23 protein-coding genes are annotated in these 26,446 nt (G+C 68.6%); 9 read left to right on the top strand and 14 right to left on the bottom strand.

Annotation, left to right across the window (positions count from 1 at the left end; translation table 11 throughout):
- Nucleotides 1-7: 7 nt before the first annotated feature.
- Nucleotides 8-496, bottom strand: coding sequence for a ferric iron uptake transcriptional regulator (gene fur / locus AC3WON_RS21390; protein WP_492319306.1), 489 nt, complete (start codon nucleotides 494-496; stop codon nucleotides 8-10).
- Nucleotides 497-1,172: 676 nt separating this feature from the next.
- Here fur and AC3WON_RS21395 point away from each other — a divergent pair.
- From AC3WON_RS21395 to AC3WON_RS21405, 3 genes are read left to right on the top strand one after another with little or no spacing between them, the layout of a single operon-like run.
- Nucleotides 1,173-1,466: a DUF3649 domain-containing protein gene (locus AC3WON_RS21395; RefSeq protein WP_492319305.1), complete on the top strand. Its 294-nt coding sequence runs from the start codon at nucleotides 1,173-1,175 to the stop codon at nucleotides 1,464-1,466.
- The gene (locus AC3WON_RS21400; protein ID WP_492352703.1) at nucleotides 1,466-3,109 is read left to right on the top strand and encodes a PepSY-associated TM helix domain-containing protein; all 1,644 of its coding nucleotides are present in this window, start codon (nucleotides 1,466-1,468) and stop codon (nucleotides 3,107-3,109) included. The genes AC3WON_RS21395 and AC3WON_RS21400 overlap by 1 nt, the downstream gene beginning before the upstream one ends.
- Nucleotides 3,106-3,462 carry a DUF3325 domain-containing protein gene (locus AC3WON_RS21405; RefSeq protein ID WP_492352704.1) on the top strand — a complete coding sequence of 119 codons (357 nt, stop codon included), beginning with the start codon at nucleotides 3,106-3,108 and terminating at the stop codon, nucleotides 3,460-3,462. The genes AC3WON_RS21400 and AC3WON_RS21405 overlap by 4 nt, the downstream gene beginning before the upstream one ends.
- Before the next feature lie 13 nt (nucleotides 3,463-3,475).
- Here AC3WON_RS21405 and AC3WON_RS21410 read toward each other — a convergent pair whose 3' ends face one another.
- The 3 genes from AC3WON_RS21410 to AC3WON_RS21420 all read right to left on the bottom strand — a co-directional run bounded on the left by AC3WON_RS21410 (nucleotide 3,476) and on the right by AC3WON_RS21420 (nucleotide 6,545).
- Nucleotides 3,476-3,901 carry a PRC-barrel domain-containing protein gene (locus AC3WON_RS21410; protein WP_492319302.1) on the bottom strand — a complete coding sequence of 142 codons (426 nt, stop codon included), beginning with the start codon at nucleotides 3,899-3,901 and terminating at the stop codon, nucleotides 3,476-3,478.
- A gap of 199 nt (nucleotides 3,902-4,100) precedes the next feature.
- Nucleotides 4,101-5,204 (bottom strand): porin, encoded by a 1,104-nt coding sequence (locus AC3WON_RS21415; protein WP_492352705.1) that lies wholly within the window; start codon nucleotides 5,202-5,204, stop codon nucleotides 4,101-4,103.
- Nucleotides 5,205-5,627: 423 nt separating this feature from the next.
- Nucleotides 5,628-6,545, bottom strand: a complete 918-nt coding sequence (locus AC3WON_RS21420) for a LysR substrate-binding domain-containing protein (RefSeq protein WP_010814030.1) — start codon at nucleotides 6,543-6,545, stop codon at nucleotides 5,628-5,630.
- A gap of 188 nt (nucleotides 6,546-6,733) precedes the next feature.
- On the opposite strand from AC3WON_RS21420, the gene AC3WON_RS21425 reads away from it, so the two are divergent.
- Nucleotides 6,734-7,756 (top strand): DUF1338 domain-containing protein, encoded by a 1,023-nt coding sequence (locus tag AC3WON_RS21425; protein ID WP_492352706.1) that lies wholly within the window; start codon nucleotides 6,734-6,736, stop codon nucleotides 7,754-7,756.
- 92 nt (nucleotides 7,757-7,848) lie between these two features.
- On the opposite strand, the gene fusA is transcribed toward AC3WON_RS21425, so the two are convergent.
- Nucleotides 7,849-9,954, bottom strand: coding sequence for an elongation factor G (fusA, locus tag AC3WON_RS21430; protein WP_010814028.1), 2,106 nt, complete (start codon nucleotides 9,952-9,954; stop codon nucleotides 7,849-7,851).
- A 292-nt stretch (nucleotides 9,955-10,246) separates the two neighbouring features.
- On the opposite strand from fusA, the gene AC3WON_RS21435 reads away from it, so the two are divergent.
- A complete protein-coding gene (locus AC3WON_RS21435) occupies nucleotides 10,247-10,876 on the top strand; it encodes a response regulator (RefSeq protein ID WP_492319298.1) in 630 nt (209 codons plus the stop codon).
- A 64-nt stretch (nucleotides 10,877-10,940) separates the two neighbouring features.
- Here the strand turns inward: AC3WON_RS21435 and AC3WON_RS21440 are convergent, their stop codons facing one another.
- Nucleotides 10,941-11,714, bottom strand: coding sequence for a FadR/GntR family transcriptional regulator (locus AC3WON_RS21440; protein WP_492352707.1), 774 nt, complete (start codon nucleotides 11,712-11,714; stop codon nucleotides 10,941-10,943).
- Between the two features lie 155 nt (nucleotides 11,715-11,869).
- On the opposite strand from AC3WON_RS21440, the gene gudD reads away from it, so the two are divergent.
- From gudD to AC3WON_RS21455, 3 genes are all read left to right on the top strand, one after another.
- Nucleotides 11,870-13,225 carry a glucarate dehydratase gene (gene gudD, locus AC3WON_RS21445; protein ID WP_492352708.1) on the top strand — a complete coding sequence of 452 codons (1,356 nt, stop codon included), beginning with the start codon at nucleotides 11,870-11,872 and terminating at the stop codon, nucleotides 13,223-13,225.
- Nucleotides 13,226-13,307: 82 nt separating this feature from the next.
- Nucleotides 13,308-14,330: a Bug family tripartite tricarboxylate transporter substrate binding protein gene (locus tag AC3WON_RS21450; RefSeq protein ID WP_492352709.1), complete on the top strand. Its 1,023-nt coding sequence runs from the start codon at nucleotides 13,308-13,310 to the stop codon at nucleotides 14,328-14,330.
- A gap of 100 nt (nucleotides 14,331-14,430) precedes the next feature.
- Nucleotides 14,431-15,429 (top strand): Bug family tripartite tricarboxylate transporter substrate binding protein, encoded by a 999-nt coding sequence (locus AC3WON_RS21455; RefSeq protein WP_492319294.1) that lies wholly within the window; start codon nucleotides 14,431-14,433, stop codon nucleotides 15,427-15,429.
- Nucleotides 15,430-15,596: 167 nt separating this feature from the next.
- Here AC3WON_RS21455 and AC3WON_RS21460 read toward each other — a convergent pair whose 3' ends face one another.
- Both AC3WON_RS21460 and kdgD read right to left on the bottom strand, forming a co-directional pair.
- Nucleotides 15,597-17,123, bottom strand: coding sequence for an aldehyde dehydrogenase (NADP(+)) (locus AC3WON_RS21460; protein ID WP_492352710.1), 1,527 nt, complete (start codon nucleotides 17,121-17,123; stop codon nucleotides 15,597-15,599).
- A gap of 103 nt (nucleotides 17,124-17,226) precedes the next feature.
- Nucleotides 17,227-18,141 (bottom strand): 5-dehydro-4-deoxyglucarate dehydratase, encoded by a 915-nt coding sequence (gene kdgD / locus AC3WON_RS21465; protein WP_492319292.1) that lies wholly within the window; start codon nucleotides 18,139-18,141, stop codon nucleotides 17,227-17,229.
- A gap of 406 nt (nucleotides 18,142-18,547) precedes the next feature.
- Here kdgD and AC3WON_RS21470 point away from each other — a divergent pair, with 406 nt between their 5' ends.
- Entirely contained in the window at nucleotides 18,548-19,528 is a 981-nt protein-coding gene (locus AC3WON_RS21470; protein ID WP_492319291.1) for a DedA family protein/thiosulfate sulfurtransferase GlpE, read from the top strand.
- A 25-nt stretch (nucleotides 19,529-19,553) separates the two neighbouring features.
- On the opposite strand, the gene AC3WON_RS21475 is transcribed toward AC3WON_RS21470, so the two are convergent.
- The 6 genes from AC3WON_RS21475 to AC3WON_RS21500 all read right to left on the bottom strand — a co-directional run bounded on the left by AC3WON_RS21475 (nucleotide 19,554) and on the right by AC3WON_RS21500 (nucleotide 26,309).
- On the bottom strand, nucleotides 19,554-20,510 hold the full coding sequence (locus AC3WON_RS21475; RefSeq protein WP_492319290.1) for a DUF1177 domain-containing protein: 957 nt from the start codon (nucleotides 20,508-20,510) through the stop codon (nucleotides 19,554-19,556).
- Between the two features lie 58 nt (nucleotides 20,511-20,568).
- Nucleotides 20,569-21,729, bottom strand: a complete 1,161-nt coding sequence (locus AC3WON_RS21480) for a porin (RefSeq protein ID WP_492319289.1) — start codon at nucleotides 21,727-21,729, stop codon at nucleotides 20,569-20,571.
- A gap of 133 nt (nucleotides 21,730-21,862) precedes the next feature.
- On the bottom strand, nucleotides 21,863-22,618 hold the full coding sequence (gene pepE, locus AC3WON_RS21485; protein ID WP_492352711.1) for a dipeptidase PepE: 756 nt from the start codon (nucleotides 22,616-22,618) through the stop codon (nucleotides 21,863-21,865).
- A 44-nt stretch (nucleotides 22,619-22,662) separates the two neighbouring features.
- A complete protein-coding gene (locus AC3WON_RS21490; RefSeq protein ID WP_492352712.1) occupies nucleotides 22,663-23,856 on the bottom strand; it encodes an aminotransferase class V-fold PLP-dependent enzyme in 1,194 nt (397 codons plus the stop codon).
- Nucleotides 23,857-23,923: 67 nt separating this feature from the next.
- Nucleotides 23,924-25,531 (bottom strand): OPT/YSL family transporter, encoded by a 1,608-nt coding sequence (locus AC3WON_RS21495; protein WP_492352713.1) that lies wholly within the window; start codon nucleotides 25,529-25,531, stop codon nucleotides 23,924-23,926.
- A 64-nt stretch (nucleotides 25,532-25,595) separates the two neighbouring features.
- Nucleotides 25,596-26,309, bottom strand: a complete 714-nt coding sequence (locus AC3WON_RS21500) for an IclR family transcriptional regulator (RefSeq protein ID WP_492352714.1) — start codon at nucleotides 26,307-26,309, stop codon at nucleotides 25,596-25,598.
- Nucleotides 26,310-26,446: the final 137 nt, after the last annotated feature.

A 26,446-nucleotide genomic window follows, 5' to 3' on the forward strand; every position in this document is an offset into this window, starting at 1 on the left:
TGCGCGCTTACGCCCGGGCGGGCAGCTCCGGCGTGGGCTCGGCCTCGGTGGCGCCGGCCCGGCATTGCGGGCAGACGCCATACAGCACCAGCATGTGCTCGCGCAAGACAAAGGCGTTGTCGGCGGCTACCTGGCGCTGGCGCTGCTCGATGCTTTCATCGCGGAATTCCTCCACGCGGCCGCAGGCGACGCAGATCAGGTGGTCATGGTGGCCGCCTTCGTTGAGTTCGAACACGGCGTGGTCGGACTCGAAGCTGTGCCGCAGCAGGATGTCGGCCTGCACCAGCTGGTTGAGCACGCGATACACCGTGGACAGTCCCGCATCCTCGTCCTGGGTCAGCAGGATGCGGTAGACGTCTTCGGCGCTCAGGTGGCGCTGGGCGCTGGTGCGGAACACTTCAAGGATCCGCATGCGCGGCGACGTGGCCTTCAGGCCGGCGCGCTTGAGATGGATCGGGTTTGTGCTCTCGAATGACATGGCGGAAGGCATTGGCATGCGGCTGGCGCCCCGCGCGCAGGGCGGCGCCCGGCCTGGCGCCGCGCACTGGCGGCGTCGATGGCTTGGCGGGATTTCAGGCTGAAGCGCCAGGGCCGGACCAGCGCTGGCGCTCCCGTCCCTGGCGGCGCGCCGTGCTTGCACGACGCGCGGAATAAAAAGGTGGCCTGGCTTGTCACCGGAAGACGCGATCGGGAAAGCGGGGTCTGGTTGCTTTCCCGATCTTCCGAAGACTGGCTACTGCCAAACGCTCCGCGTGACGGAGCGGTCCCCACAAAAGTCGGTGTCGAATGCCGCAGCGGCGGCATCCGGAAAATCCTGTCGTTCCTGCCAGCTTCGGTTGCTGCCGCGTGCCGCGGCGCGCCGGAGCTGGCCGGTCTGCCTGTCGGCTGGTGCATCGTGCGTCAGGCAGTGATCGCATAGTAAATGGGAATCGATCTCATTACAAGGAAAATTTTACGGGTGGCCTCGTTTTTGAGGGTGACCCGGTGGCGCAATGTACGACCTTGAGGTCAGTAATGAGAATTGTTATCATTCTTAACGATTTCTTGCCCCGGTCCTGCGCCATGTATCGACTTTCCTCCCGCCATCGACGCCCCGTCTCCGGCATGCCGCTGCAGTCAGCCTCAGCCGTGACGGCCGGCCTGGCCTGCGGCGCAGCACTGCGCGTGCCGGCATGAGCCAGGCCCACGCGTCCGGCTGGCGCTATCGCGCCGGGGTAGCCTCGCGCGCGGTCGCGGCCATTGCTGGCGGCTACGCGCTGGCGGCGTTGGCCACCGCGGCCCTGTCCGTGTGGCTGCCGATGGCGCGGCCCGATGCCGTGACCACGGCCACGCTGCTGTCCTTTGCGATCTATGCCGCGGCGGTGGTCTGGGTCTTCGCGGTGCGCAGCGCGTGGCGAGCCTGGGCCGGGCTGGCGCTGCCGGCAGCGCTGCTGTTGGCGCTGCTGGCCGTGGGACGGGGCGGCTGATGCGCGCGGGTTTCAGGCAGTCGATGGCATGGCTCCATACCTGGAGTGGCCTGCTGGTGTGCTGGGTGTTGCTGCTGATGTTCTGCGGCGGCACCGCCAGCTATTTCAAGGAAGAGATCTCGCTGTGGATGCGGCCCGAGCTGCATCGCACCGCGCCCGCCGCCGAGGTGCCGGCCGCGCAGGTGGCGCAGAACGCGGTGCGCTACCTCAGCCGGCAGGCACCGGATGCCGCGCGCTGGTTCATCACGCTGCCCGACGATCGGCGCCAGGCCGCCACCGTGCGGTGGGTCTACAAGCCGGGCCAGGCGCCGCGCGACGCCGACGGCAAGCCGCGCCGGTTCGACAGCCGCTTGCTCGACCCGGCCACCGGCGCGCCGCTGCAGGCCGCGCGCGAGACCCGCGGCGGCGAGTTCCTGTACCGGCTGCATTTCGACCTGCACTACATGCCGGCCAAGTGGGCGCGCTGGATCGCCGGCTTCTGCGCCATGTTCATGCTGGTAGCCATCGTCAGCGGCGTCATCACGCACCGGCGCATCTTTGCCGACTTCTTCACGTTCCGGCGCGGCAAGGGCCAGCGATCCTGGCTCGATGCGCACAATGCGCTGGCGGTGCTGGCGCTGCCGTTCCACCTGATGATCACCTACACCGGGCTGGTCACGCTGCTGTTCATGTATATGCCCTGGGGGATCGAGGCCGCCTACCGCGGCGGCGAGCGCGCTTTCCAGGCCGAGGCGATGCTACGTCCGCGGCCAGCCAGCGCAGCGGGCACGCCCGCCGCGCTGGCAAGCGTGGCAGACATGGTGGCGCAGGCGGAGCGACGCTGGCAGGGGGCCGCGCCGGGGCGCATCACCGTGAACCTGCCGGGCGATGCCAATGCCACCGTGGCGCTGACCCGTGCCGAGCCGCCTACGCTGGCACACGATGCGTCCACGCTTGAATTCTCCGGCACCAGCGGCGCCATGCTGCGCGCGTACGCAGAAGACAAGTCAGCGGCAGAGCTGACGCGCAGCGTCATGACCGGCCTGCATATCGCCGGCTTTGCTTCACCAGGCCTGCGCGCGCTGTTCTTCCTGTGCGGTCTTGCCGGCACCGCCATGGTGGCTACCGGGGCGATCCTGTGGGCGGTACGCACGCGCCAGCAGCAGGCCAAGGCGCTGGCTGCAGGGGCACGCCCCAGCGCTGGCCTGCGCCTGGCCGAGGCGCTGAACATCGGCGCCATCGCCGGCCTGCCGATTGCCTTTGCCAGCTACTTCTGGGCCAACCGCCTGTTGCCGGTGGAACTGGCGCAGCGGCCCGAGGCGGAGATCCGCTGGTTCTTCATCGCCTGGGCCGCCAGCGCGCTGCTGGCGCTGCTGCGCCCCGCGCGCGGCATGTGGCGCGCGCAGTTGTGGGTGGGGGCGGCGCTGTTCGGGGGCGTCCCGGTGCTCAATGCCCTGACCACCGGATCGCACCTGGGCGTGAGCTTGCTGCAGGGACGCGGGCCGGCGGCGGTGGCTGGCTTCGACCTGGTGACGCTGGCGCTCGGCATCGCGCTGGCAGCCGCGGCCTGGATGGTCGGACGCAGGCAGCCGGCACCGCGGCGCACGTTGCGCCAGCCGCAGAAGGTGGCCGAAGTGGCTGCCGTCACGCAGGAGCCCGCATGAATATGCTGGCTGCCTTCGCACTGTCGCTGTCAGGATTCGCCGCACTGGCGCTGTCGCTCGACCGCCACCATGCCGATATCCATGGCCGCGGCAGCATGCCGTCGCGGCGCGCCGTGGCCGGGCTGCGCGCGGCGGGTGCCGGCGCGCTCGCGCTGGCCTGGTCGCTCCATGTTGCTGCCGACGGCGGGCCGCTGGGAACGGTGTCGTGGCTTGGCACGCTGACCGCCAGCGCGCTTGCCGTGGCGCTGGGCCTGTCCTATGCGCCACGCGCGGTGCAGCGCCTGCTGCCGGGCGTGGCGGGTATCGGCCTGGCCGCGCCGGCCGCGCGCTGGCTGCTTGCCACCTGGGCGTAGCCCCTGCGCAGGCCTACAGCGGCGGGGACACCCAGTACGGGTCGCGGCCGTAGTACTCGTGCAGCGACTTGCCCCACTGGGGATCGGCCATGCTCGGCCAGCTGTCCTTGTTGAAGCCCGGTGCGGATTTGAGCCGGTCTGCCGTCACCGCAATCCGGAAGCATTTCTCGTCGGTGTCCATGACCAGTGCATTCCATGGGATGGCGTGCAGCGTGTCGCCGATGCCGAGGAAGCCGCCGGTGGTCAGCACCGCGTAGGCGATGCGGCCGTGCGGCACGTCCAGCATGATTTCGGAAATCTTGCCGACGTGTTCGCCATCGGATGAATAGGCCTTGGTGCCGTCAAGGCTCGATGCCGCCATCACTTCAGGGCCCGGGCCTTCGCCCACGCCTGAACCGATGATGGCCGCGCCTGCACTGGTGGGAGGTTGGTTCGGCATGCTGTGCTCCTTGTCGCAAGAGTTGGAATGCATGGCATGCGCAATGACCATGCCTGCGCCGTTTGTGGCGCAGTACGCATGGGGCTGAAGTTGCCGGCTGCCGCCGTGGTAATTCTTTCGTGCGGCATGGAAAAAAAGGCGCGTCAGCATGGCGCTGCGCGCCTTCCTGCAGCGGCACCCGGTGGAGCCGCCGCGATCCTCAGAAGTGATGCCGCATGCCAAGCATGACGCCCACGCGCGTGGTGCTGTCCACGCCCGCGGCGGGCGCGCCGGCCCAGTATTCGGTCTCGCGTCCGACCGCGCCGCCGCGCGCGTGCACGGCATCGGCTTCCAGGTACAGGCTGGTGCGCTTGGACAACGCATAGTCGGCCACCACGGCGATGCTGTCAGCGTTGCCGCTGCCCAGCAGCGCCGGCACGTCCTGGAACTGCGTAGTCACGTTGCCACCCTGCCAGTAGCGGTAGTAGGCGCCCGAGACGTGCAGCGCCGGCGTGAGCTGGTAACCGAGGCCGGCAAAGGCAATATTGAAGCGAGCGTCGCCCGCCGATTCGCGCCGGCCCATATGTCCGAGGTAGGCCGTGGCCTTGCCGAAAGCGTAGGAGCCGCCCACCGAGTAGTTGCGCACGGTGTTGCCGCCGTCGGCGCTCTTGCGCTGGTCATAGGCCGTGCCCAGCGCCAGCGCGCCCTGCTGGAACATCAGCCCGCCCCCCAGCGTGGTGCCGCGCGCCAGGCTGCCGGGCTGCTCGCCGGCGCCGTAGTCCAGCTGCAGCGTGAGCGGGCCTGCGGTCTTCTTGTAGACCACGCTGTTGTTGATGCGGTAGTCCTGGAAGAAGATGTCGCCGCCGATATACAGCGGGTCGGACCAGAAATTGCCCCAGCCCTGGTCCAGCGGATTGAAGGCCCAGCCAATATTGTTCAGCGCGTTGTACTGGCGCCCGAAGGTCAGGCTGCCCCAGCCGCCGGAAAGTCCCGCATAGGCCTGGCGCCCGAACAGCGCGTTGTAGCTGGAGCGGCCGTCGTCACTGCCGATGCCGGCCTCGAGCTGGAAGATGGCGTGGTTGCCGCCGCCCAGGTCTTCATCGCCCTTCAGGCCGAAGCGGCTGCCGACCATGCCGCCGGAGACCAGTGCGGCCTGGCGGTTGTGGTGGCCATCCAGGTTGGAGGTGTAGCGCACGGCGGAGCTGGCGATGCCGTACAGGGTCACGCCTGGCTCGGCGTGGGCGTTGGTGCCGGTGAGGGCGGCAAGGGCGACGAAAGGCAAAAGCCCGGCCGCCAGCAGCCAGTGGCTGGCTGTCTGGTTCATGGATTTCCTCCGGAAGTCCGAGCCGCCCCGGTGCTTGCAGCGCGCCGGCGCGGTTCCGTCAGGCCGATGGCCTGCGGGTTCCAGTCCCGCGCGGGGGCGCGCGGGTCGTCATCGGGCGCAGCGCAACGGATGCGCAGGGCCCGGGCGAAGGTCGAAGTGGGCGGCGATGCCTGGTTGGCGGCGAATGCCGGCAGTGTTGCCGGGCAAGCCTTGGGCAGCGCCGGTTGCCGGCGCCACGGGAGCGGCCCGAAGGCCATTGAGCGGGTTCGCCGGCGCCCACTTCGGCAGTCATGGCGGCCAGGGCCGATATGACCGGGGAGGCATGTTCCGGGTCGTCCCGGGTGCGGCGAACAGGCGCTAGTTTACCTGCATTGCGCAAACGCCCCCGGAAAGTGCGTCATGGGGCGCAGCGAGGCAGCGCGATCAGTTGCCGGCAGCGGTGGCCGGCGCATCGCGCGACAGGCCCAGGATCCAGTTGCGGAAGGCCGCCAGCGCTTCGGATTCGGGCCGGCCCTCCGGATAAGCAAAGTAGTAGCCCTGCTGTTCGTCCAGCATGCCCGCCAGCGGGATCACCAGCTGGCCGGTCTGCAGCTCGCGCTCGATCAGCAGGCGCGGCGCCAGGCCGATGCCAAGCCCGGCCGTAGCGGCGGCCGTCATCATCGTGAACAGTTCGTAGCGCGGCCCGCGCGAGGCGGCCAGGTCATAGGCCCAGCCCTGTGCCGCGTACCAGTCGCGCCAGGCGTTGGCGCGCGTGCTCAGGTGCAGGTGGCGGCAGCGCGCCAGGCTGGCGGCGTCGGTCACGGGATGCCCGGCCAGGAAGGCGGGACTGCACACCGGCACCATGCCGCCTTCGCGGAAGATCACGCCGCCGCGCGTGCCGGGCCAGAACTGGTCGCCGAAATAAATCGCCGCGTCATAGGCGCATTCCTGGAACGAGAACGGCTGCGAGCGCGCCGCCAGGTTGACCGTCACATTGGGATGGCGCCGCGCAAAGTCCGGCAGGCGCGGGATCAGCCATTGGGTGGCAAAGGTGGGCACCACCGCCAGCTCCAGCGTGTAGCCCATGGCCCGGCCGGTGGTGATTTCCAGCGTGTCGCGCTGCAGGTGGTCCAGGTGCCGGCGAATGCGCGCGGCGTATTCGCGCCCGGTATCGGTCAGCTCCAGGCGCCGGCGCACGCGCGTGAACAGCGCCACGCCCAGGCGCTGCTCCAGCTGCGCCACCTGCCGCCCCACCGCGCTGTGCGTCAGCGCCAGCTCTGCCGCGGCGCGGGTAAAGCTGCCCAGCCGCGCCGAGGCCTCGAAGGCCTGCAGCGCGCCCAGGTTGGGGATGTCGTTTCTCATGGGACTGCGAGGGAAGGAAGGCTGACAGTATAAACAGCGGCGCCAGGCCGCACCGCTACCGCGGTCGTGCGCCGCACGCACAACGTTGTGCGCAATGCGCGCTTGTGCGCGCCATGGGGGTGCCCCTATCCTGCCCCGCGTATCGTCGCCAGCCCGGCTGCCATCCCAGTGTTCACCTGTTTGCGCCCATGACCTCCAATCTCTCCACGCTTCTCACCGCCAACGTCGGCGCCGCCCGCGCCGCGCAACTGCTCGCGCTGGTCACCTTGCCCGCGGATCTGCCGCAGGCCCCGCAGGGCCGCGCCAGCCGCGCGGAAATCGCCCAGGCCCTGAACATGGTGCTGTTCGGCGGCATCCTCGAGCGCGTGCCGAGCGGCCGCGCCTACACCGACGACGTTGCCGCCGCCGGCGGCAAGGTCACCTTCGACCACGGCGCGCTGCGCACGGTCAAGTGGCGCGACAACGGCGCGCTGCCCGAAGGCGAGGCCGCCTTCACCCGCATCCTGCGCCCGCTCGGCTACGTGCTCAACGGCACCTATCCGCTGGACCGCATCGGCATGACCGGCCGCTCATACGCGCATGCCGACGCGCCCGAGGACATCGCCCAGTTCTTCCTCAGCGAATTCCATCCGGAACGCTTCAGCGAAGCCTTCCGCGCCGCCGTCAGCCGCGTCACCGGCACCTCCGCCGACCCGCTCACGCCGCGCGCGCAGACCCTGCTGTGGCAGCTGGAGCGCGACGGCGCGCTGGACCTGGCTGACGGCGCCGAGCTGGTCGGCCTGCTGGTGCCATGCTTCGAGCGCCAGCACGCCACCCCGAGCCTCGCCGACTATGAAACCCTGCTCAGTGAATCGGCGGAGATGGCCTGGGTCGCCACCGAAGGCAACGCCTTCAACCACGCCACCGACCGCGTCGACGATGTGTTCGCGCTCGCCGAGCAGCAGAAGCAGCTGGGCCGGCCGATGAAGGACAAGGTGGAAGTCTCGCGCAGCGGCCGCGTCAAGCAGACCGCGTTCCGCGCGGATACGGTGCGCCGCGCCTTCGTCGGCGCGCACGGCGAGACGATGGAGCGGGACGTGCCGGGATCGTTCTACGAGTTCATCACGCGCGACCGCTTTGCCGATGAAGCGGCAGCGCCGCAGCGTTATGACCTGGGGTTTGATGCCGGGAATGCGCAGGGGATCTTCAAGATGACGGCGGCGGCCTGCTGATCGCGATCAAGGAGGAGGGCACGGGTGCGTGGATGCGCCGGCCCTCTGCCCCGGCCCCTCTCCCGCACGCGGAGGAGAGGAGCAAACCATTGTTACCCCCGCTTCGTCGATATCACCGCCTCAGCCACATTGGCCGGCGCCTCGGCATAGTGCTTGAACTCCATCGTGTACGTCGCGCGCCCCTGCGTCAGCGAGCGCAGCGTGGTGGAGTAGCCGAACATGGTTGCCAGCGGCACCTCGGCGCGCACGATCTTGCCGCCGCCACCGGCGATGTCTTCCATGCCGTGCACCATGCCGCGTCGTGACGACAGATCGCCCATCACGTTGCCGGTGAATTCCTCAGGCGTTTCCACCTCGACGGCCATCATCGGCTCCAGCAGGACGGGCCTGGCCCGGCGCATGCCTTCCTTGAACGCCATCGAGCCGGCCATGCGGAATGCGTTCTCGTTCGAGTCGACGTCATGGTAGGAGCCGAACACCAGCGTGGCCTTGATGTCGACGATCGGGTAGCCGGCCAGCACGCCTGACTGCAGGGTCTCGCGGATGCCCTTGTCCACCGCGGGGATGAATTCGCGCGGCACCACGCCGCCCTTGATGGCATCGACGAACTCATAGCCGCCGCCGTGCGGCATCGGCTCGAGGTTGAGCACCACGTGGCCGTACTGGCCGCGTCCGCCCGATTGCTTGATGAACTTGCCTTCCACGTCCTTGACCGGCTGGCGGATGGTCTCGCGGTAGGCCACCTGGGGCTTGCCGACCGATGCCTCCACGCCGAACTCGCGCCGCATGCGGTCGACCAGGATTTCCAGGTGCAGCTCGCCCATGCCGGAGATGATGGTCTGGCCGGATTCCTCGTCCGTGGTCACGCGGAAGGACGGGTCTTCCTGCGCAAGGCGGTTCAGCGCAATGCCCATCTTTTCCTGGTCGGCCTTGGTCCTGGGTTCCACTGCCTGCGAGATCACCGGTTCCGGGAAGCTCATGCGCTCCAGGATGATGACCTTGTCGGGGTCGCACAGGGTGTCGCCGGTGGTCGCTTCTTTCAGGCCGACGGCCGCGGCGATGTCGCCGGCGCGCACCTCCTTGATCTCCTGGCGCACGTTGGCGTGCATCTGCAGGATGCGGCCCAGGCGCTCGCGCTTGGCCTTGACCGGGTTGTAGACGGTGTCGCCGGATTTGACCACGCCGGAATAGACGCGGAAGAAGATCAGCTGGCCGACAAAGGGGTCGGTCATGATCTTGAACGCCAGCGCGGCAAAGGGCTCGTCGTCGTTGGGATGGCGTTCGGCTTCGCGGTCGTCTTCGGTGTGGCCCAGGATGGCCGGCACGTCGGCGGGCGAGGGCAGGTAGTCGATGACCGCGTCCAGCATGCTCTGCACGCCCTTGTTCTTGAAGGCGCTGCCGCACAGCATCGGCACGATCTCGTTGGCGATGGTGCGCTTGCGCAGGCCGCGCTTGATCTGCTCCTCGGTCAGCGGCTCGCCCGACAGGTACTGGTTGAGCAGCGTCTCGTCGGCCTCGGCGGCGGCTTCGACCATCTTGTCGCGCCATTCCTGTGCGGTGGCCAGCAGGTCCGCCGGGATGTCCTGGTAAGCAAAGCGCACGCCCTGGCTGGCATCGTCCCAGACGATGGCCTTCATCTTGACCAGGTCGACCACGCCCTGGAAATGGTCCTCGGCGCCCAGCGGGATCTGGATCGGCACGGCGCGGCCCTTGAGGCGGTCGGCGATCTGCGTCTGCACGCGGAAGAAGTCGGCGCCGACGCGGTCCATCTTGTTGACGAAGGCAATGCGCGGCACCGCGTACTTGTTGGCCTGGCGCCAGACCGTCTCGGATTGCGGCTGCACGCCGCCGACGGCGTCGTAGACCATGCAGGCGCCGTCAAGCACGCGCATGGAGCGCTCGACTTCGATGGTGAAGTCGACGTGTCCCGGCGTATCGATGATGTTGATGCGGTGTTCGGGGTAGTTGCCGGCCATGCCTTTCCAGAAGGCAGTGGTAGCGGCCGACGTGATGGTGATGCCGCGCTCCTGCTCCTGCTCCATCCAGTCCATGGTGGCCGCGCCATCGTGCACTTCGCCCAGCTTGTGGTTGACGCCGGTGTAGAACAGGATCCGTTCGGTCGTCGTGGTCTTGCCGGCGTCAATATGCGCGCTGATGCCGATGTTGCGGTAGCGCTCGATGGGGGTCTTGCGAGGCACAGTGTTCTCCATGGATGAAACACGCTGGAATAGAGTAGCACCACTGGCTGTTTGCCGTTGTCCCTGCCGTGCGCAGGGGCACACCGCCACGGCCCGGTGCTCCGGCATGAGCGCGTGTCTGAGGCGGGCCTAGGATTCGGCCTCATGCGAAACCGATTTCTCCCATCCTGCCAGCGTCCGCGGCTCCCTATACTGGCGCAGCATCGCGCCCCGCGTGTTGATCGCCCTGCCATCCCATGCCCGGGCAGAATGCGCGCCGTCGCCGATGCGTTCCCGGACTACGAAGCCACGCATGACAACCATCCTGATCGTTGACGACCATCCGGCGATGCGGCTGGTGCTCAGGCACCATCTGCTGCAGCTGCTTGGCGTAGACGAGGTGATCGAAGCAGACAACGGACAATGCGCCATCGAGCTGGTGCGCGCGCGCACACCGGACCTCGTGCTGCTCGACCTGGACATCCCGCGCTCCAGCGGGCTGGATGTGGCGCCGCGCCTGCGCGCGATCCATCCGCAGGTGCGCATTCTGGTGGTGACGGCGCTGGACCCGGCGGTGTTCATCAGCCGGTCATGGCAGGCCGGTGCGCAGGGCTTCGTCAGCAAGACCCAGGACATCAAGGAAATCCTGCGTGCGGTCGAGGCGGTGCTGGCGGGCTATACCGTGTTCCCGATGCTCAGCCGTGGCGGCGCGCCGCGCCAGGCCATGTCGGCGGATGAGGAGATCCTGCGGCGCCTTTCCGACAAGGAACTGGTGGTGCTGCAGATGCTGGCGCGCGGCATGTCCTACAAGGCCATCAGCGCCAGCCTCTTTATCAGCAACAAGACCGTCAGCAGCTACAAGGCACGCATCATGGGCAAGCTGCAGGTCTCGTCCCTGGTGGAGCTGGTGGACTTTGCGCGGCGTTGCCGGCTGACCCCCTGATCCCGGCCCATATCATTAGACATCGTATGACTTGACGGCCGCACCCACCCAGTGCGCGCGTCGCTCAGCCTTGGGCGCCGGCCGGCGCCGAGGCCTTGCGCAGCCGTTCGCGGCTGTTGGTCAGGTGCATGCGCATGGCGGCCTTGGCCCCGTCGGGGTCGCGGCGCTCGATCGCGTCGTAGATGTTCTCGTGCTCGATGCTGACGCGCTCCAGGTACTGCTCGCGCTCGGGCGTGCTGACCTGCAGGCGGCTGCGCGGGATCACCATGGTGCCCAGGTGGCCCATGATGTCGGTGAAGTAGCGGTTGCCGGTGGCGCGTGCAATCGCCAGGTGGAAGGCAAAATCGCTCTCCACGGCGTCGTTGCCGGCGCCGGCACTGCGCTTGAGCTCGTCCAGCGCCTGGCGCATCGCGGCCAGTTGCGCGTCGGTGCGGCGCGACGCGGCCAGGCCCGCGGCCTCGGCTTCAAGGCTGACGCGGAATTCCAGCATCGCCATCACATCCATGGCCGTGCCCAGCGCGTCAGGCCCGATGCGGAAGGGCGAGGGCGCCTCGGCCGCGCGCGCCAGCACGAAGGTGCCGATGCCGTGGCGCGTCTCGACCAGGCCGCTGGCCTGCAGCCGCGACAGTGCCTCGCGCACCACGGTGCGGCTGACCCCCATCGACGCCATGATCTCCGACTCGGTCGGCAGCTTGTTGCCGGGCTTGAGCTGGCCCTGGCGGATTTCTTCGCCAAGGGCTTGCACCACTTCTTCGGCAAGCGTGCGGCCGCGGCGGCGCAGCGGCGCTTGCGGCGCAGAAACGGGCGGAACGGACTGGGCGGAGGTGGAGTTCGGCATGGTGGATACGGGCGGGGTTTCCCGGACTTGACCGGTTCGAGATAGCCTCATTATACTGGGTTATCAGTCATACGATGACAGATAACATACGCGATGTGATGGTCCGGGTGAGCGATACTGCGCCTGCCATCGGAAATGCCGGAGACAACCCAGAGATGACCCCAACCGCCGCCCCCATGGCGTCCGCCCACACCCCGGTCGTGACCGAACTGACCGTGGTGCCCGTGGCCGGGCATGACAGCATGCTGATGAACCTGTCCGGCGCCCATGGCCCGTACTTCACCCGCAATATCGTGATCGTGCGCGACAGCGCCGGCCACACCGGCGTGGGCGAGGTCCCGGGCGGCGAGGGCATCCGCCAGACGCTGGAAGACGCGCGGCCGCTGCTGGTGGGCCAGCCCATCGGCCAGTACCAGTCCATCCTGAACCGCGTGCGCGCGGCATTCGCCAGCCGCGACGCCGGCGGCCGCGGCCTGCAGACCTTTGACCTGCGCATCACCATCCATGCCGTGACGGCACTGGAGGCGGCGCTGCTCGACCTGCTCGGCCAGCACCTCGAGGTGCCGGTGGCCGCACTGCTCGGCGAAGGCCAGCAGCGCGACGCCGTGGAGATGCTCGGCTACCTGTTCTATATCGGCGATCGCCAGCGCACCACGCTGGACTACCGCACCGAGCTTGATGCCGACAACGCGTGGTTCCGCCTGCGCAATGAAGTGGCGATGACGCCCGAGGGCGTGGTGCGCCTGGCCGAAGCCGCTTACGAGCGCTATGGCTTCAACGACTTCAAGCTCAAGGGCGGCGTGCTGAGCGGCGACGAAGAGATGGAAGCGATCCTGGCGCTGGCCGAACGCTTCCCCAAGGCGCGCATCACGCTGGATCCCAACGGCGCCTGGTCGCTGGCAGAGGCCGTGCGCCTGTGCCGCGACAAGCGCGGCGTGCTGGCCTATGCCGAGGACCCGTGCGGCGCCGAAGACGGCTATTCCGGGCGCGAGATCATGGCCGAGTTCCGCACCGCCACCGGCCTGCCCACCGCCACCAACATGATCGCCACCGACTGGCGCCAGATGGGGCACGCGGTGCGGCTGCAGTCGGTCGACATCCCGCTGGCGGACCCGCACTTCTGGACCATGCAGGGCTCGGTGCGCGTGGCGCAGATGTGCGCCGAATGGGGCCTGACCTGGGGCTCGCACTCGAACAACCACTTCGATATTTCGCTGGCCATGTTCACCCACGTGGCGGCCGCCGCGCCGGGGCGCGTCACCGCCATCGACACGCACTGGATCTGGCAGGACGGCGAAAACCTGACCCGCAACCCGCTGCGGATCGAAGGCGGCCTGGTGCAGGTGCCCAAGACCCCGGGCCTGGGCGTGGAGCTCGACATGGATGCCCTGGCGCGCGCGCACGAGCTGTACCAGCGCAAGGGCCTGGGCGCACGCGACGATGCCGCGGCGATGCAGTTCCTGATCCCCGGCTGGACGTTCAACAACAAGGCGCCCTGCATGGTGCGCTGACGCAGTACCGGCAACGCCCAACCGGCCGCTGCCGTGATCGGCACGGCCGGCTCATCTGATAAAGACACTGCAGGAGACAACGATGTACACGTTCCAACGCCAGCGCGCCCCGCGCCTGCCTCACTGGCTGCGCGCCTTTGCGCTCGGCTCTGTCGTCACGGTGGCGGCCCTGACCGTCAGCGCCGCCGCATACGCCGCGCCACAGGACTGGCCGCAACGCCCGGTATCGGTGGTGGTGCCGTTCCCGCCGGGCGGCTCCAGCGACGCCATCGCGCGCATGCTGACCGTGCCGCTCAATGAAAAGCTGGGCCAGCCCTTCGTCATCGACAACCGCCCCGGCGCGACCGGCGCTATCGGCGCCACCTTCGTCAAGCGCGCGCCAGCGGACGGCTACACCATGATGGTGGCGTCGATCGGCGTGTACGCGGTGAACCCGTTCCTGCAGAAGAACCTGGCCTATGACCCGGCCAAGGACTTCGACCTGCTGACCGTGGCGGTGCGCGCGCCCAATGTGCTGGTGGCCAATCCGCAGTTCCCGGCCAACACGCTGCAGGAACTGGTGGCCTACATGAAGAAGAATCCGGGCAAGGTCAGCTTTGCCTCGTCCGGCGCAGGCTCGTCCGACCACCTGACCGCGGCGCTGTTCTGGCAGAAGAGCGCCACCGACGGCCTGCACGTGCCCTACAAGGGCGGCGGCCCGGCCATCTCCGACCTGCTTGCCGGCCAGGTCGACGTGTCGTTTCAGAACGTCAACGCCGTGCTGCAGCACATCCGCACCGGCAAGCTCAAGGCCATGGCGGTGACCTCCGACAAGCGCTCGCCGGTGCTGCCCAATGTGCCGACCATGGCCGAGGCCGGCGTGAAGGATGTGGAGGTGTACTCGTGGCAAGGCGTGGCCGCGCCGCGCGGCCTGCCGCCCGAGGTGAAGAGCCGCCTGCACGGCGCGCTGGTGTCATCGCTGAACGACCCGAAGATGCGCCAGAAGCTGTCCGAGAGCGGCTTCGAGGTGGTGGCCAACACGCCCGAGCAGTTCAACCAGTTCGAGGCGCAGGAGCTGCAGCGCTGGAAGACCGTGATCGAGAAGGGCAAGATCGCGCTGGACTGAAGCCATCGCACTGAACCCATACACTGCAGCACAGAACGCGCCGGGCATGCACGCATCGCGTGCCGCGCCGGCGCTCGCGTCATCGACAGGAGACAACAGCATGACCCAGGGACGCCGCACCTTCCTCAAGCAATCCTCCGCACTGGCCGCCGGTCTGGCAGCCGGTCCGCTCGCGGGCCTGTCATCGGCTGCGCACGCCGCGCAGGACTGGCCCACCCGCCCGATCCGCCTGGTGGTGCCGTACACCGCCGGCGGCTCGTCGGACATCATCGCGCGCCTGATCAGCAAGCAGCTGGGCGAGGCGCTGGGCCAGTCGGTGGTGGTGGACAACCGCCCCGGTGCCAACGGCAACGTCGGCGCGGCACTGGTCGCGCAGGCCACCGACAACCACACGCTGATGCTGTGCGATATCGGCGCGCTGGCGATCAGCCCGTCGGTCTATACCAAGCTGACCTTCAATATCGCCAAGGACCTCAAGCCGGTGTCGATGCTGGCCTACTCGCCGCACCTGCTGGTGGTGCATCCGTCGGTGCAGGCGGCCAGCGTGAAGGAACTGGTGGCGCTGTCGCAGCGCAGCCAGCTCAACTTTGCCGTGACCGCCATCGGCAGCGCGCCGCACCTGGCCGGCGTGGCGGTGGAGCAGGCCACCGGCGCCAAGTGGCAATACGTACCCTACAAGGGCGGCTCGCAGGCCATTGCCGATACCGTGGGCGGCAGCGCCCAGGTGCTGATGAACGGCATGCTGGCCACGCTGCCGCACGTGCAGTCGGGCAAGCTCAAGCTGATCGCCCAGTCCAAGCGCACGCGCATGCCGCTGCTGCAGAACGTGCCGACCATCGCCGAGCAGGGCGTGCCGAATTTTGAATCCGGGACGTGGCAGGGCGTGATGGCTCCGGCCAGCATGCCCGATGCAATGGTGGCGCGCCTCAGCGGCGAGTTGATCCGCATCATCCGCGCGCCGGATCTGCGCGCGCAGCTGGTGGCCCAGGGGGCGGAGGTGGTGACGATGACGCCCGGGGAGACCGGGAAGTTCTTTGTTGCCGAGCAGGCGCGATGGGCGGGGGTGGTGAAGCAGGCGGGGATCAAGCTGGAGGCTTGATCTGGGGCTAGCGGGCCGTAGCTGGTTCTTCGCAGATTTGCGGGGTGTTTTTGTTGTTGCCAAGGGCGACAACCGACCGCATGGCAACAAGCCAAAGCAGGGCTTCCCAAATCTAGCGAAGACCCCCCAATAAGAAAAAGGCCCCGCGCACTGCGGGGCCTGCGCGATCAACCCTTCACCGCTTCCGGCAACAACGCCTGCGGCAGGTTCTGATAACAAACCGGCCGCAAGAACCGGTCAATCGCCGTCGCCCCCACCGAAGTCGAACGCGCATCCGAAGTCGCCGGGAACGGCCCGCCATGCACCATCGCATAGGCAACCTCAACCCCAGTCGGATAGCCATTGCACAGCACCCGCCCGGCCTTGCGTTCCAGCACCGGCAGCAGGCGCCGCGCGGCCGCGTGGTCGGCATCGTCGAGCTGCATCGTCGCCGTCAGCTGGCCTTCAAGCTGCCGCGCCACCGCCAGCATCTCTTCAAGATCGCGGCACACCACCAGCACCGTCGACGGCCCGAACACCTCGGCCTGCATCCGGTGATCCGCCATGAACTGCGCCGCGGTGGTCTCGAACATTACCGGCCGCCCCTGGTTGGCCCCGTTGCCGTCGACGCCATCGCCAATGCGTTGCAGGCCGTCGAGCGACGACAGCTGCGCCACGCCTTGCTCAAAGGCGGCATGGATGCCGGGCGTCAGCATGGTCGCCGCCGGCTTGCCTTGCAGCGCGCCGAGCGCCGCGGCGCGGAACTTGTCGAGCGCGGGGCCTTCAATGCCGATCACCAGCCCGGGGTTGGTACAGAACTGGCCGACGCCCATCACCAGCGAATCTACCAGCTGGCGGCCGATGTCCTCGCCGCGCGCATCGAGCGCCGCGGGCAGCAGGAACACCGGATTGATGCTGCTCATCTCCGCATACACCGGGATCGGCTGCGGGCGGCGCTGGGCCGCCTGCATCAGCGCCAAGCCGCCGGCGCGCGAGCCGGTGAAGCCCACCGCCTGGATTGCCGGATGCGTGACCAGTGCCGTGCCGATGGCATTGCCCGCCCCGACCAGCAGCGAGAACACGCCGTCGGGCAGGCCCGCGTCCTGCACGGCCTGCTGGATCACGCGCCCCACCAGTTCCGACGTGCCCAGGTGCGCCGGGTGCGCCTTGACCACGACCGGGCAGCCCGCGGCCAGCGCCGAGGCAGTGTCGCCGCCGGCCACGGAGAACGCCAGCGGGAAGTTGCTGGCGCCGAACACTGCTACCGGACCGATGGCGATGCGCTGCATGCGCAGGTCCGGGCGCGGCGGGTTGCGCTCGGGCAGCGCGGGGTCGAAGGTAGCCTGCTGCCAGCGGCCTTCGCGCAGCACGGTGGCGAACAGGCGCAGCTGGCCGGCGGTGCGGCCGCGCTCGCCCTGCAGGCGCGCGATTGGCAGCGCGCTTTCCAGGTGGGCGCGTTCGATCAGCGTGTCGCCGAGCGCCTCGATGCCGGTGGCGATGGCTTCGAGCAAGGCCGCGCGCTGCTCTGGCGTGGTGTTGCGGTAGGTGTTGAAAGCGGCTTCGGCCAGCGCACAGGCGCGCTCGACCTCAGCCTGGCCGCCGCCATGGAAGTCAGGGCCCAGGGCTTCGCCGGTGGCGGGATTGATGGCCTGCAGCAGGGCTTCGGTGCCGCGCACGGCTTGCGCGCCGATCAGCATGTCGCCGGTGATGTGCATGGAAGGATTCCTTGTCAGCGTTTGGAACGGGAACGCCGGCCGGAGGGCAAGTGCCCCGCGGCCGGCCTGTCGATATGCAATGCGAGGACGGCTTGCTTGCTGCTTACTGCGGGCCGAGCTTGTTGACCAGCGCGCCCAGCATCTCCATCTCCTCGCCGGTCAGGTCGGTCAGCGGCGCGCGCACCGGGCCGCCGTCGTGGCCGACCAGTCGGGCGCCGGCCTTGACGATGCTCACGGCATAGCCGGCCTTGCGGTTGCGGATGGCCAGGTAGGGCAGGAAGAAGTTGTCTAGCAGGCGGCCCACGGTGTCGTGGTCATCCGCGGCGATGGCGCGGTAGAAGTCCATCGCGGTCTTGGGGATGAAGTTGAACACTGCCGACGAATACACCGGCACGCCCAGCGCCTTGTAGGCCGCGGCATAGACCTCGGCCGTGGGCAGGCCGCCGAGGTAGGAGAAGCGGTCGCCCAGCTTGCGGCGGATGCTGACCATGGCCTCGATGTCGCCCACGCCGTCCTTGAAGCCGACCAGGTTGGGGCAGCGCTCGGCCAGGCGCGCGAGTTGCGTCGCATCCAGCTTCGAGTTGGCGCGGTTGTAGACGATCACGCCGATATCCACCGACTTGCAGACCTGCTCCACATGGGCGGCGATGCCGTCCTGGCTGGCTTCGGTCAGGTAGTGCGGCAGCAGCAGCACGCCGGCCGCGCCCAGGCGCTGGGCTTCCTGCGCGTAGGCGATGGCGGTGCGGGTCGGGCCGCCGGCGCCGGCCAGGATCGGCACCTTGCCGGCGCAGGTGCGCACGGCGGTGTCGACCACGGCCGAGTAATCCTGCGGCGTCAGCGAGAAGAACTCGCCGGTGCCGCCCGCAGCGAACAGCGCGGTGGCGCCGTACGGGGCCAGCCACTCCAGCCGCGCGGCGTAGGACTGCGGCGCGAAGTCGCCCTGGGCGTCGAAGTCGGTGATGGGGAAGGACAGCAGGCCTTCGGAGACGATTTGCTTGAGTTCGTTGGGTGCGAGCATTGCGGCAATCCTGAGCGGGCCAGTGGCCCCGGTGGCAGTGGCGGCTGACTGCGGCGGTGCAGGTCATCCGAGTTATCAGTCATCGTACGACAAGGTCCTGGCGAAGGCAATAGGGCTGGCGATCATTCGGGGTTAACCGGGATGCGGCCGGCGTTTTCGCTGGGAAGTCCTGCCGGCGAGCAAAAAAGGACAGAAACATGCAGTCAGGGGCACTTCAAGCATGGATGACGGCCGTCGGTGGGTGAGCTCCGGTGGGGCAGGCGTGTGATGTTGTAGGACAACGTAAGTCGGAGTGGTTTCTGCCAGCGCGCCTGCCACTCAGGAAATTTGAAACACCCATGCAAAGCTGGCGGTGCACGGGCCCCCGGCGACTGGCACACTGGCATCCTGGACTGACGGGGAGAACATGGTGGGAGAGTTACAGGCCTTGCTGGAAAACCACGGGCTGATGCTGGTGTTCCTGAATGTGCTGGTCGAGCAGGCCGGGCTGCCGGTGCCGGCCTACCCGATGCTGTTCGTCGCCGGCGCGCTGGGCGTGCAGGAGACCGGGCCGTCGATCGGCGCGGTGCTGGCGGCGGTGATCTTCGCCTGCCTGATTGCCGATACCGGCTGGTACTTCGCCGGGCGCCGGCTGGGGCAGCCGATGCTGCGCACGATCTGCCGGGTATCGATTTCGCAGGACTCATGCATCCGCCAGACCCAGTCGCTCTACCTGCGCGTGGGGCCGCGCTCGCTGGTGATTGCCAAGCTGCTGCCCGGTGCCGGGGCCTTGTCCACCGCGATGGCGGGCATGACCGGCACGCCGTTGCCGGTGTTCCTGTTCTATGACGCCATCGGCGCGCTGGTCTGGGCCGGCAGCGGCCTGCTGATCGGCGTGGTGTTCAGCGATTTCATCGATGCCATCCTGGAGGCGTTCAGCGCCTACGGGCATATGGCCGTGGTGGGGCTGTTGGTGGCGTTCGCGCTGTTCCTGGCGTGGCGCTGGTGGCGCCGCTTCCGGCTGCTGCGCCGCACGCGGCGCGTGCCGCGCATGACGGTGGATGAGCTGGAAGCGCGCCGGCTCGCCGGCAGCCTGCCGGTGGTGATCGACGTGCGCGCGCACGGCGACACGCCGATGGAGCGCATCCCCGGCTCGGTGGTGCTCGACATGCAGGGCGCGCTGGACAGCCTGGACGCGCTGGGCGTGCCGCACGCCGGGGCCGACATCGTGGTCTATTGCGCCTGCCCCAATGAACTGTCCGCCGCGCTGCTGGCCGAGCGCCTGCGGGTGGCCGGCTACCCGAAGACCTGGGCGCTGGCCGGCGGCTTCGACGAATGGAAGCGGCGCCACGGCGGCACCGCCCCGACCGAGGCGGCCAACCAGCCAGGGCCGGCCGAAGCCGCCTGAACCTGCCAGGCCGCCGGCGCTGCGCTCAGCGCTTGCCCGCGGTCTGGAATACCGACAGGTCCGGGTAGGCCGCGCGGATCTTCTCCCACTCGGCGGCATTGAAGAACTGGCACTTGCCGGCGCCGAAGCGCTTGGACACCTCCACGCAGAAGCGCACGGCTTCGGCGATGTCGATCTCATGGTTGGCCGAGGTCGCGCTGCCCGACACCACCGACTGCGCCGTCACCGCCACGCCGACCACCGGCGCTCCGGTGGCCACGTGCGGCTGCATGATGCTGTTGAAGTGGTACAGGCCGTTGTGGTACGGCGTGATGTCCTGTTGCGAGATCGGGAAGGTCACCGCCGGGCAGCCGGTGGTGGACTCCATGGTCGCCACCAGGTCCGGCGCCACGCGCAGGATGTAGCCCTGCATCGCCGTCGGCGAAATCGCAAAGCCGCGGTGTTTGATGATGCTGTTGCCCTTGGACGCATCGATCGACAGGATCGCGTCCATCTCCGGCAGCACCTGGTAGTCGTTCATGGTGTCGGACGAAACCGGCATGCCCATGAACGGCACCGGGTCGTGCGGCTGCATCGAGACATTGGTCGACAGGTGCGTGGTCACGATCACGTCGCCCGCCAGGTGGTCGCCGCGCGCCTTCATCTGCGCCAGCTTGAGCGCCACCGCCAGGCAGCCGATCGGGCCGTCGGCGTCAGACACCAGCCCCACCAGTTCCGGGCGCGCGCCGATCGCGCCATTGCGGCCGATCACGCCCAGCGTCGGCGCACTGCCGCCGCCACGCTTGCCCGTGGTGCCGGGGATCACGATAGTGATGAAGTCGGTGGTGTTGGCCGTGTTCTCGGGCGGGGCGTTGTGGATCGTGGTCACTTCCACGCTCACGCCGGCGCCGGCATAGGGCGCGAACAGTTCGCTGACGACCGCACCGTTGGCGTGCGGGTTGTCCAGGGCTTCATGAATGACCAGCGTCTGCTGCAGGGCCATGGCTTTCTCCAAATGATGTGCCCTGCCCGCGCGGCGCGGGCAGGGCGTCTACAAAAAGTCAGAACTGGTGGCGCAGGCCGACCATCACCGTGGTCTGGCTGTCGCGCCCGTCCAGCGGCTTGCCGCTGCCGCCGGTCCAGCTGGTGGTGTTGTTGCCGAACAGGCCCGACCAGTCGCCGTGGACACGGTCGTAGGCCAGCGCCAGGTAGGCATCGGTGCGCTTGCTGAAGGCGTAGTCGGCGACCGCGTAGGCAGTGGTGCGGTTGCCGCTGAAGCCGTCGGCACGGGTGCGGTTGTGCATCACGCTGCCGATCAGCGTGACGTTGCCGGTGACCGGGTAGCTCGCGCCCAGCGTGAAGAAGTCGTCGTGGCGGCTGCCGCCGAAGACCGAGCTGATGGCGGCGCGGTTGGTCGGCGTGGCCGCGGTGGACATGCTGGTGATGGTGGCCGTGTCGGTGCCGCCCTTGGACGAATCGAAGCCCGCGTCGCGGTCGCTGTGGATGTAGTTGGCGAACAGGCTGGCGCGGCCGACCGCGGCCTTCAGGCCGGCCAGGTAGATGCGCGCTGCGCGGCTCTGGCTGTCGCGGGTCTGCTGGAAGTCGCCGACTGCGGTGATCGGGCCGGCCGCGTACCTCACGCCGAACGACATCGACGAGGTCGCGCGGGTGTTGCCCGCGGTTTCGCCCAGCGCATATTCGGCGATCACCGACACCGGACCGAAATTGCCGGTGTAGCTGACGGCGTTGTCGTAGCGCTGGCCGGTCAGGTAGACCATCCACGCATTGGACGGCGCCGCGCCCACGCCGAGCGGGTCGACGTAGTACAGCATGGTGTTGGCCGTGGTGTACTGCCGGCCCAGCGCCAGCTCGCCCCACTGGTTGCCGATCTTCACGTAGGCCTGGCGCCCGAACAGCTGGCCCTGCTGGTCCAGCCTGCCGGTGTCGGCCAGCAGGCCGTTCTCCAGCACGAAGCCGGCCTTCATTCCGCCGCCCAGGTCCTCGATGCCCTTCAGGCCGAAGCGGCTGCCCGACAGGAAGCCTTCGCCGCCCTGCTGCAGCCCGATCTGGGCATCGCCCGCGGGGTTGGAATGGGTCTGGTAGGTCAGCGCGGTGTCGATCACGCCGTACAGCGTCACCCCGGACTGCGCCATCGCGGCGGCCGGCAGGCCCAGCAGCAGCGGCAGTGCCAGGCGGGCGGCGTGGCGGATGGTGTGGCTCATCTTGTTTTCTCCTCCAAAGGGCAAAAGGGGGCCCGCGCGGGCGGCACGGCGCGGCCCGCGGGGCGGTTCTTCTTTGTTGTGCCCGGGGCAGGCCCGGGTCAGTGCGTCAGCGGCTCAGGGCAGTGCCGCCGGCTCAGGCAGCAAAGCCCGGCCAGTCCTGCATCCCGGCCGGACCGGTGATCTGCGACAGCGGGAAGGTCTCGCCTTCGCGAATCGTTTCGACCTTGCCTTCGGCCGGGAACCACAGCGCATGGCGCTCGCCCAGCACGGTGCCGCGGGTGCCGTCCGAGAACAGCGCCGAACCTTCCGGCAGCGCAAACACGTGCTCCGGCGCGTTGATGTGCAGGAACTCGGCCAGGCGCTCTTCGCGGCTTTCGCCGTTGTGGCCGGCGGGCTTGCCGCTGATGAAGTGCGGGTTGATCTGGAACGGCACCAGCCCCAGCGCGCGCAGCGACGGCGGCTGCACGATGGGCATGTCGTTGGTGGTGCGGATGGTCGGGCAGGCGACGTTGCTGCCCGCGCTCCAGCCTACGTATGGCGTGCCCGCGCGCACCCTGGCGCGGATCGCGTCGACGATGCCGGCGTCGTACATGCGCTTGAGCAGCGCAAAGGTGTTGCCGCCGCCGACCGCGATGGCCTCGGCCTGCTCCACGGCGCGCAGCGGGTCGGCGCTGTGGTGGATCGATTCCAGCGCGTAGCCCAGCGCCTCGAACACCGGCTTGACCATGCCTTCATAGGTGTCGAAGCTGAAGGTCACGCCGGCGAACGGCACGAACAGCACCTTGCGCGGCTCGCGCCTGAGCAGCGTGTGGATCTGCTCGCCGGCGTGCTCGAGGTAGCCGAGGTTGTCCTTGCGCGAGCTGCTCATCAGGAGGATGCGTTGGGTCATGTCTTGGTTTCCGTCAGGAGAGTCTGGTGAAGTTCAATGCGGGATCAGGCGATCGCGGCGCGGATCAGCGCGGCCACGCGGTCGATCTCTTCATGCGTGTTGAAGTAGTGCAGCGAGACGCGCGCCATGGTGGACACGCCGTAGCGCGCCAGGATGGCGTCGGCCATGAAGTTGCCGGCCTCGATGATGCAATGCTGCGCTTCCAGCGCGGCGACGATGCGCGCCGGGTCCACGCCGCGCACATTGAACGGCACGATGCCGATGCGGTTGGCCACGTCGGCCGGGCCGTACAGCTCGAAGCCGGGGATCGACGCGAACTTCGCCACCGCGTACTCGGTCAGGTCGCGCACGCGCGCCTCGATGGCGTCGATGCCGATGGCGGCGGCGTAGTCGATGGCGGTGCCCATGCCGAGGATCGCCGGCACGACCGGGCAGCCAGCCTCGAAGCGCCTGGCGCCAGCGACCAGCGACAGCGCGCCGGTGGCGCGGTCATAGGCGCCGTTCCACCAGCCCACCAGCGCGGGCTCGACCTGCTCGATCAGCGCGCGGCGCACATACAGGAAGCCCGCACCCTCGGTCGCGCGCAGCGCCTTGCGGCCGCAGCCAGCCAGGAAATCGCAGTCCAGCTCGGCCACGTCCGAGCGCAGCATGCCCACGCTCTGCGCCGCATTGACCAGCGACAGCACGCCGTGGCGGCGCGCCACCGCGCAGATCTGCGCGGCCGGCTGCACCGCACCCGTCGAATTGGGCAGGTGCGAGAAGGTGAGCAGGCGCGTGCGCGGGGTGACGGCGGCCGCGAACGCCTCGGGCGCAAGCAGCCCTTCGGCATTGGCCGCGACCATCTTCACGACGATGCCGTGCGATTGCTCCAGCCGGCGCCAGGGCAGCAGGTTGCTCAGCATTTCGGTGTCGGCCACCAGCACTTCGTCGCCGGCGTTCCAGGCGATGCCGCGCGCGACGATCGAGATGCTCTCGGTGGCGTTCTTGGTGAAGGCGACTTCGTCGGCGGCGCAGTTGAGCAGCCCGGCCAGCTTGCCACGCACCGCTTCCACGCGCGCATAGGTCTCCTTGCGGAAGGCCGGCAGGTAGATGCCGACATGGCCGGTATCGAGCAGGTAGCTGCGCACGGTATCGAGCACCGCGTCGGGCGGCAACGAGGCCGCGGCGGTGTCGAGATAGATGGTGGAGGCCGTCAGCGGGGTGTCGGCGCGGATGGCCTGGATGGCTTGGATATCCATGGAACGTCTCGGGTAATGACAGGCGGGACGCGGCGGCCGCGCCCCGAGGTAAGACTCAGTTGCGCACTTACTTGCGCAGCTTGGTGACGGAGCCGAAGAAGCTGAACAGCGCGTCGCCGGCAATCACGCCGCCGGCAAAGGCGCTCATCTCGGCCACGTGCTTGTCGCCGCGCAGGCGCTGCAGCACGAAGCGGATCGCCAGGCCGGCCAGCACTGCCCAGCCGGCCAGCGGCGAGGCAATCAGCATGCCGGTGGAGAGCAGGATGCCGAGCTGGCGCCTGGAGCCGCCGATCAGCTGCAGCAGCGCGCCGGGGATGGCCCAGATCACCAGGTTGCGGGCAATCTCCGCCGACGAGCCCGCCTTGATCGAGGCCGCGTAGACGCGGTCCACCGGCGGGATCAGGTTTTGCGCGAAGAAGGTGCCGTGGAACACCAGCACCACCACCGCGGCCACCGCGAAGCCGATCATCGCGGCCAGGAACTGCTGCTTGCGCCCGGCCAGCTCGGCCTCCATGTCGCGGCCCTCGCCACGCAGCAGGTAGCCGGTCTTGAGGTCATAGCCCATGTCGGCAAAGGCCGGGCCGGTGGCGGCGGAGAAGCCCACCAGCACCGCCAGCGCCGTCGGCGGGAAGCCGATCAGGATGCCGATGGTCAGCGTGATCAGCGCCACCGCGAAGGCCGGGAACCAGCCCGAATGCATCGCCGCGATGCCGACGATCAGCTCATGCACATAGGCGGCAAAGGCGGCATAGAGCACGAACACCACCAGCATGCCCAGCGACATGTCAGAGACATGGCCGGCCAGCACCGAGATCAGCAGCGCAATCGCCAGGTAGATCAGGAAGCCGCCCGACAGGATGCGGCTGGCGCGCGAGGCCGGGACTTCGATGGTGCCCGTGTCCACGGCCGGGGCATGGCGCGCGCGGCGGATTTCATTGGCGACCTGGAACAGCGCGACGATGCCCGCGCCGATCATCAGGCCGTGCGGGATATAGGCGCGGGCGATGTCGATGCCGGTCAGCGCCACCGAATAGCCACGCACCAGCAGGCCGATGCCGAACATGGTCAGTGCCGCCAGGTTGCCCAGGAAAGCGGCGCCGAACGCGGACATCGGCACGCCCAGCCAGGCGCCGCCCACGCCCACGGCAATGCCGAGGCCCAGGAACGCGGCCTTGCGCCCGCCGCGGTCGCCGGCCCAGATGGCCTCGGCCGTGGCGATGCCGGCCGGCCAGGTGCCGGTGGCGGGGAAGATCTTGCTGCCGAAGAGGAAGTACAGCATGGCGCCGTCGACGAACATGGCGATCACCGCGCCGATCAGCATCGGCGTGGCCAGTTCCGGCATGCCCATCGCGTATGGCACGCCGATCGGGATCATCAGGGAGTTGGCGGCGCCGAAGGTGGCCGACGAGATTGCCGTCTGCACCAGGTTCTGCCGCTCCAGCACGCGGAAGCGCCGCGTGATCTCGAGCGGGATGCGCGAGAACACGATCGCGATCAGCGCGCCGATGATCGAGGTGTTGGCCGAGATCCCCAGCGACACGATCAACTGCATGCCGATCATGGCGCCGAATACCGACAGTCCCACGGAGACCAGCAGCAGCAAGGGCTCCATGAAGCGTGTCCGTGTTGCAGGCTGCGCCGCCATCGGCGCGTTCAGTTGTGTTGGCATGGTCATGTTGTCCACCGCTCCCCGTAGTGTTGTCTGGTTTTGTCTGTTGTGTGTGATGCCTGGCGCGCGCTCAGCGCATGAAACCCGCCACCGGGCCGATGGTGTTGCGCGCGGTGCGCAGCGCCTCCAGCAAGCGCGGCACCGCCTCAGGCGTCAGGCGCTGCAGCGGGCCGGCGATGGCCAGCGATCCCACCACCGCCCGGGTGTCGCGGTGGCGCAGCGGCAGCGCCAGCCCGGCCACCGTGGCGGCGGATTCCTCGCAGGTGTAGGCCCAGCCGTCGGCGCGGATCTGCGCCAGCCGTGCTTCCGGCTCGGGCGCGTCGCCCGTTACCTGGCGCCGGAACGCTTCCGGCTGGAATGCCAGGATGGCCTTGGCGTGCGCGCCCGCGTCCAGCGCGAAGCGCTGGCCCACTTCGATCGAAAAGCGCAGCTGGTGCTGGCTCTGGGCGATATCCGTGCACAAGCCCTCGCCACCGTCCAGCCACGACAGGAACACGGTCTCGCCGCATTCGCGCGCCAGCGCTTCCAGCGCGGGCTGCACCACCTCGGCCGGCGAAAATGTCTTTCGCATCACTTGTCCCAGCTCGAACCAGCGCAACCCCAAGCCGTAGCGGCCAATGGCGTCCTGCACCAGGAAGCCATTGGCGGCAAAAGTAGCCAGCACTCGGTGCACCACGGCGTGGTGCACGCCGCTGTGGCGCGCCAGCTCGCGCACGCCCCAGTTGGGCTGGCGGGCGGTGAAATGGGTCAACAGCGCCAGGGCGCCGTCCAGGGTCTTGAGCATGTTGGGATGGTTGCGTCGACTGCTTTTGTCTCTATATAAGAGACAACGTCTCTGATACAGAGAAATGCTAGGCCTCGTCCCGGCTCTCAACAATCAGGGTTAACGTGGGGCTGGCTGGCGGCGCCGGGCGAGTGCCG

It is taken from the genome of Cupriavidus sp. FW305-46 (assembly GCF_058787075.1).

Coding starts and splice junctions, on each gene's coding strand:
- fur (WP_492319306.1), bottom strand. CDS start 496: ATGCCAATGCCTTCCGCCATGTCATTCGAGAGCACAAACCCGATCCAT.
- AC3WON_RS21395 (WP_492319305.1), top strand. CDS start 1,173: ATGAGCCAGGCCCACGCGTCCGGCTGGCGCTATCGCGCCGGGGTAGCC.
- AC3WON_RS21400 (WP_492352703.1), top strand. CDS start 1,466: ATGCGCGCGGGTTTCAGGCAGTCGATGGCATGGCTCCATACCTGGAGT.
- AC3WON_RS21405 (WP_492352704.1), top strand. CDS start 3,106: ATGAATATGCTGGCTGCCTTCGCACTGTCGCTGTCAGGATTCGCCGCA.
- AC3WON_RS21410 (WP_492319302.1), bottom strand. CDS start 3,901: ATGCCGAACCAACCTCCCACCAGTGCAGGCGCGGCCATCATCGGTTCA.
- AC3WON_RS21415 (WP_492352705.1), bottom strand. CDS start 5,204: ATGAACCAGACAGCCAGCCACTGGCTGCTGGCGGCCGGGCTTTTGCCT.
- AC3WON_RS21420 (WP_010814030.1), bottom strand. CDS start 6,545: ATGAGAAACGACATCCCCAACCTGGGCGCGCTGCAGGCCTTCGAGGCC.
- AC3WON_RS21425 (WP_492352706.1), top strand. CDS start 6,734: ATGACCTCCAATCTCTCCACGCTTCTCACCGCCAACGTCGGCGCCGCC.
- AC3WON_RS21435 (WP_492319298.1), top strand. CDS start 10,247: ATGACAACCATCCTGATCGTTGACGACCATCCGGCGATGCGGCTGGTG.
- AC3WON_RS21440 (WP_492352707.1), bottom strand. CDS start 11,714: ATGCCGAACTCCACCTCCGCCCAGTCCGTTCCGCCCGTTTCTGCGCCG.
- gudD (WP_492352708.1), top strand. CDS start 11,870: ATGACCCCAACCGCCGCCCCCATGGCGTCCGCCCACACCCCGGTCGTG.
- AC3WON_RS21450 (WP_492352709.1), top strand. CDS start 13,308: ATGTACACGTTCCAACGCCAGCGCGCCCCGCGCCTGCCTCACTGGCTG.
- AC3WON_RS21455 (WP_492319294.1), top strand. CDS start 14,431: ATGACCCAGGGACGCCGCACCTTCCTCAAGCAATCCTCCGCACTGGCC.
- AC3WON_RS21460 (WP_492352710.1), bottom strand. CDS start 17,123: ATGCACATCACCGGCGACATGCTGATCGGCGCGCAAGCCGTGCGCGGC.
- kdgD (WP_492319292.1), bottom strand. CDS start 18,141: ATGCTCGCACCCAACGAACTCAAGCAAATCGTCTCCGAAGGCCTGCTG.
- AC3WON_RS21470 (WP_492319291.1), top strand. CDS start 18,548: ATGGTGGGAGAGTTACAGGCCTTGCTGGAAAACCACGGGCTGATGCTG.
- AC3WON_RS21475 (WP_492319290.1), bottom strand. CDS start 20,510: ATGGCCCTGCAGCAGACGCTGGTCATTCATGAAGCCCTGGACAACCCG.
- AC3WON_RS21480 (WP_492319289.1), bottom strand. CDS start 21,729: ATGAGCCACACCATCCGCCACGCCGCCCGCCTGGCACTGCCGCTGCTG.
- pepE (WP_492352711.1), bottom strand. CDS start 22,618: ATGACCCAACGCATCCTCCTGATGAGCAGCTCGCGCAAGGACAACCTC.
- AC3WON_RS21490 (WP_492352712.1), bottom strand. CDS start 23,856: ATGGATATCCAAGCCATCCAGGCCATCCGCGCCGACACCCCGCTGACG.
- AC3WON_RS21495 (WP_492352713.1), bottom strand. CDS start 25,531: ATGACCATGCCAACACAACTGAACGCGCCGATGGCGGCGCAGCCTGCA.
- AC3WON_RS21500 (WP_492352714.1), bottom strand. CDS start 26,309: ATGCTCAAGACCCTGGACGGCGCCCTGGCGCTGTTGACCCATTTCACC.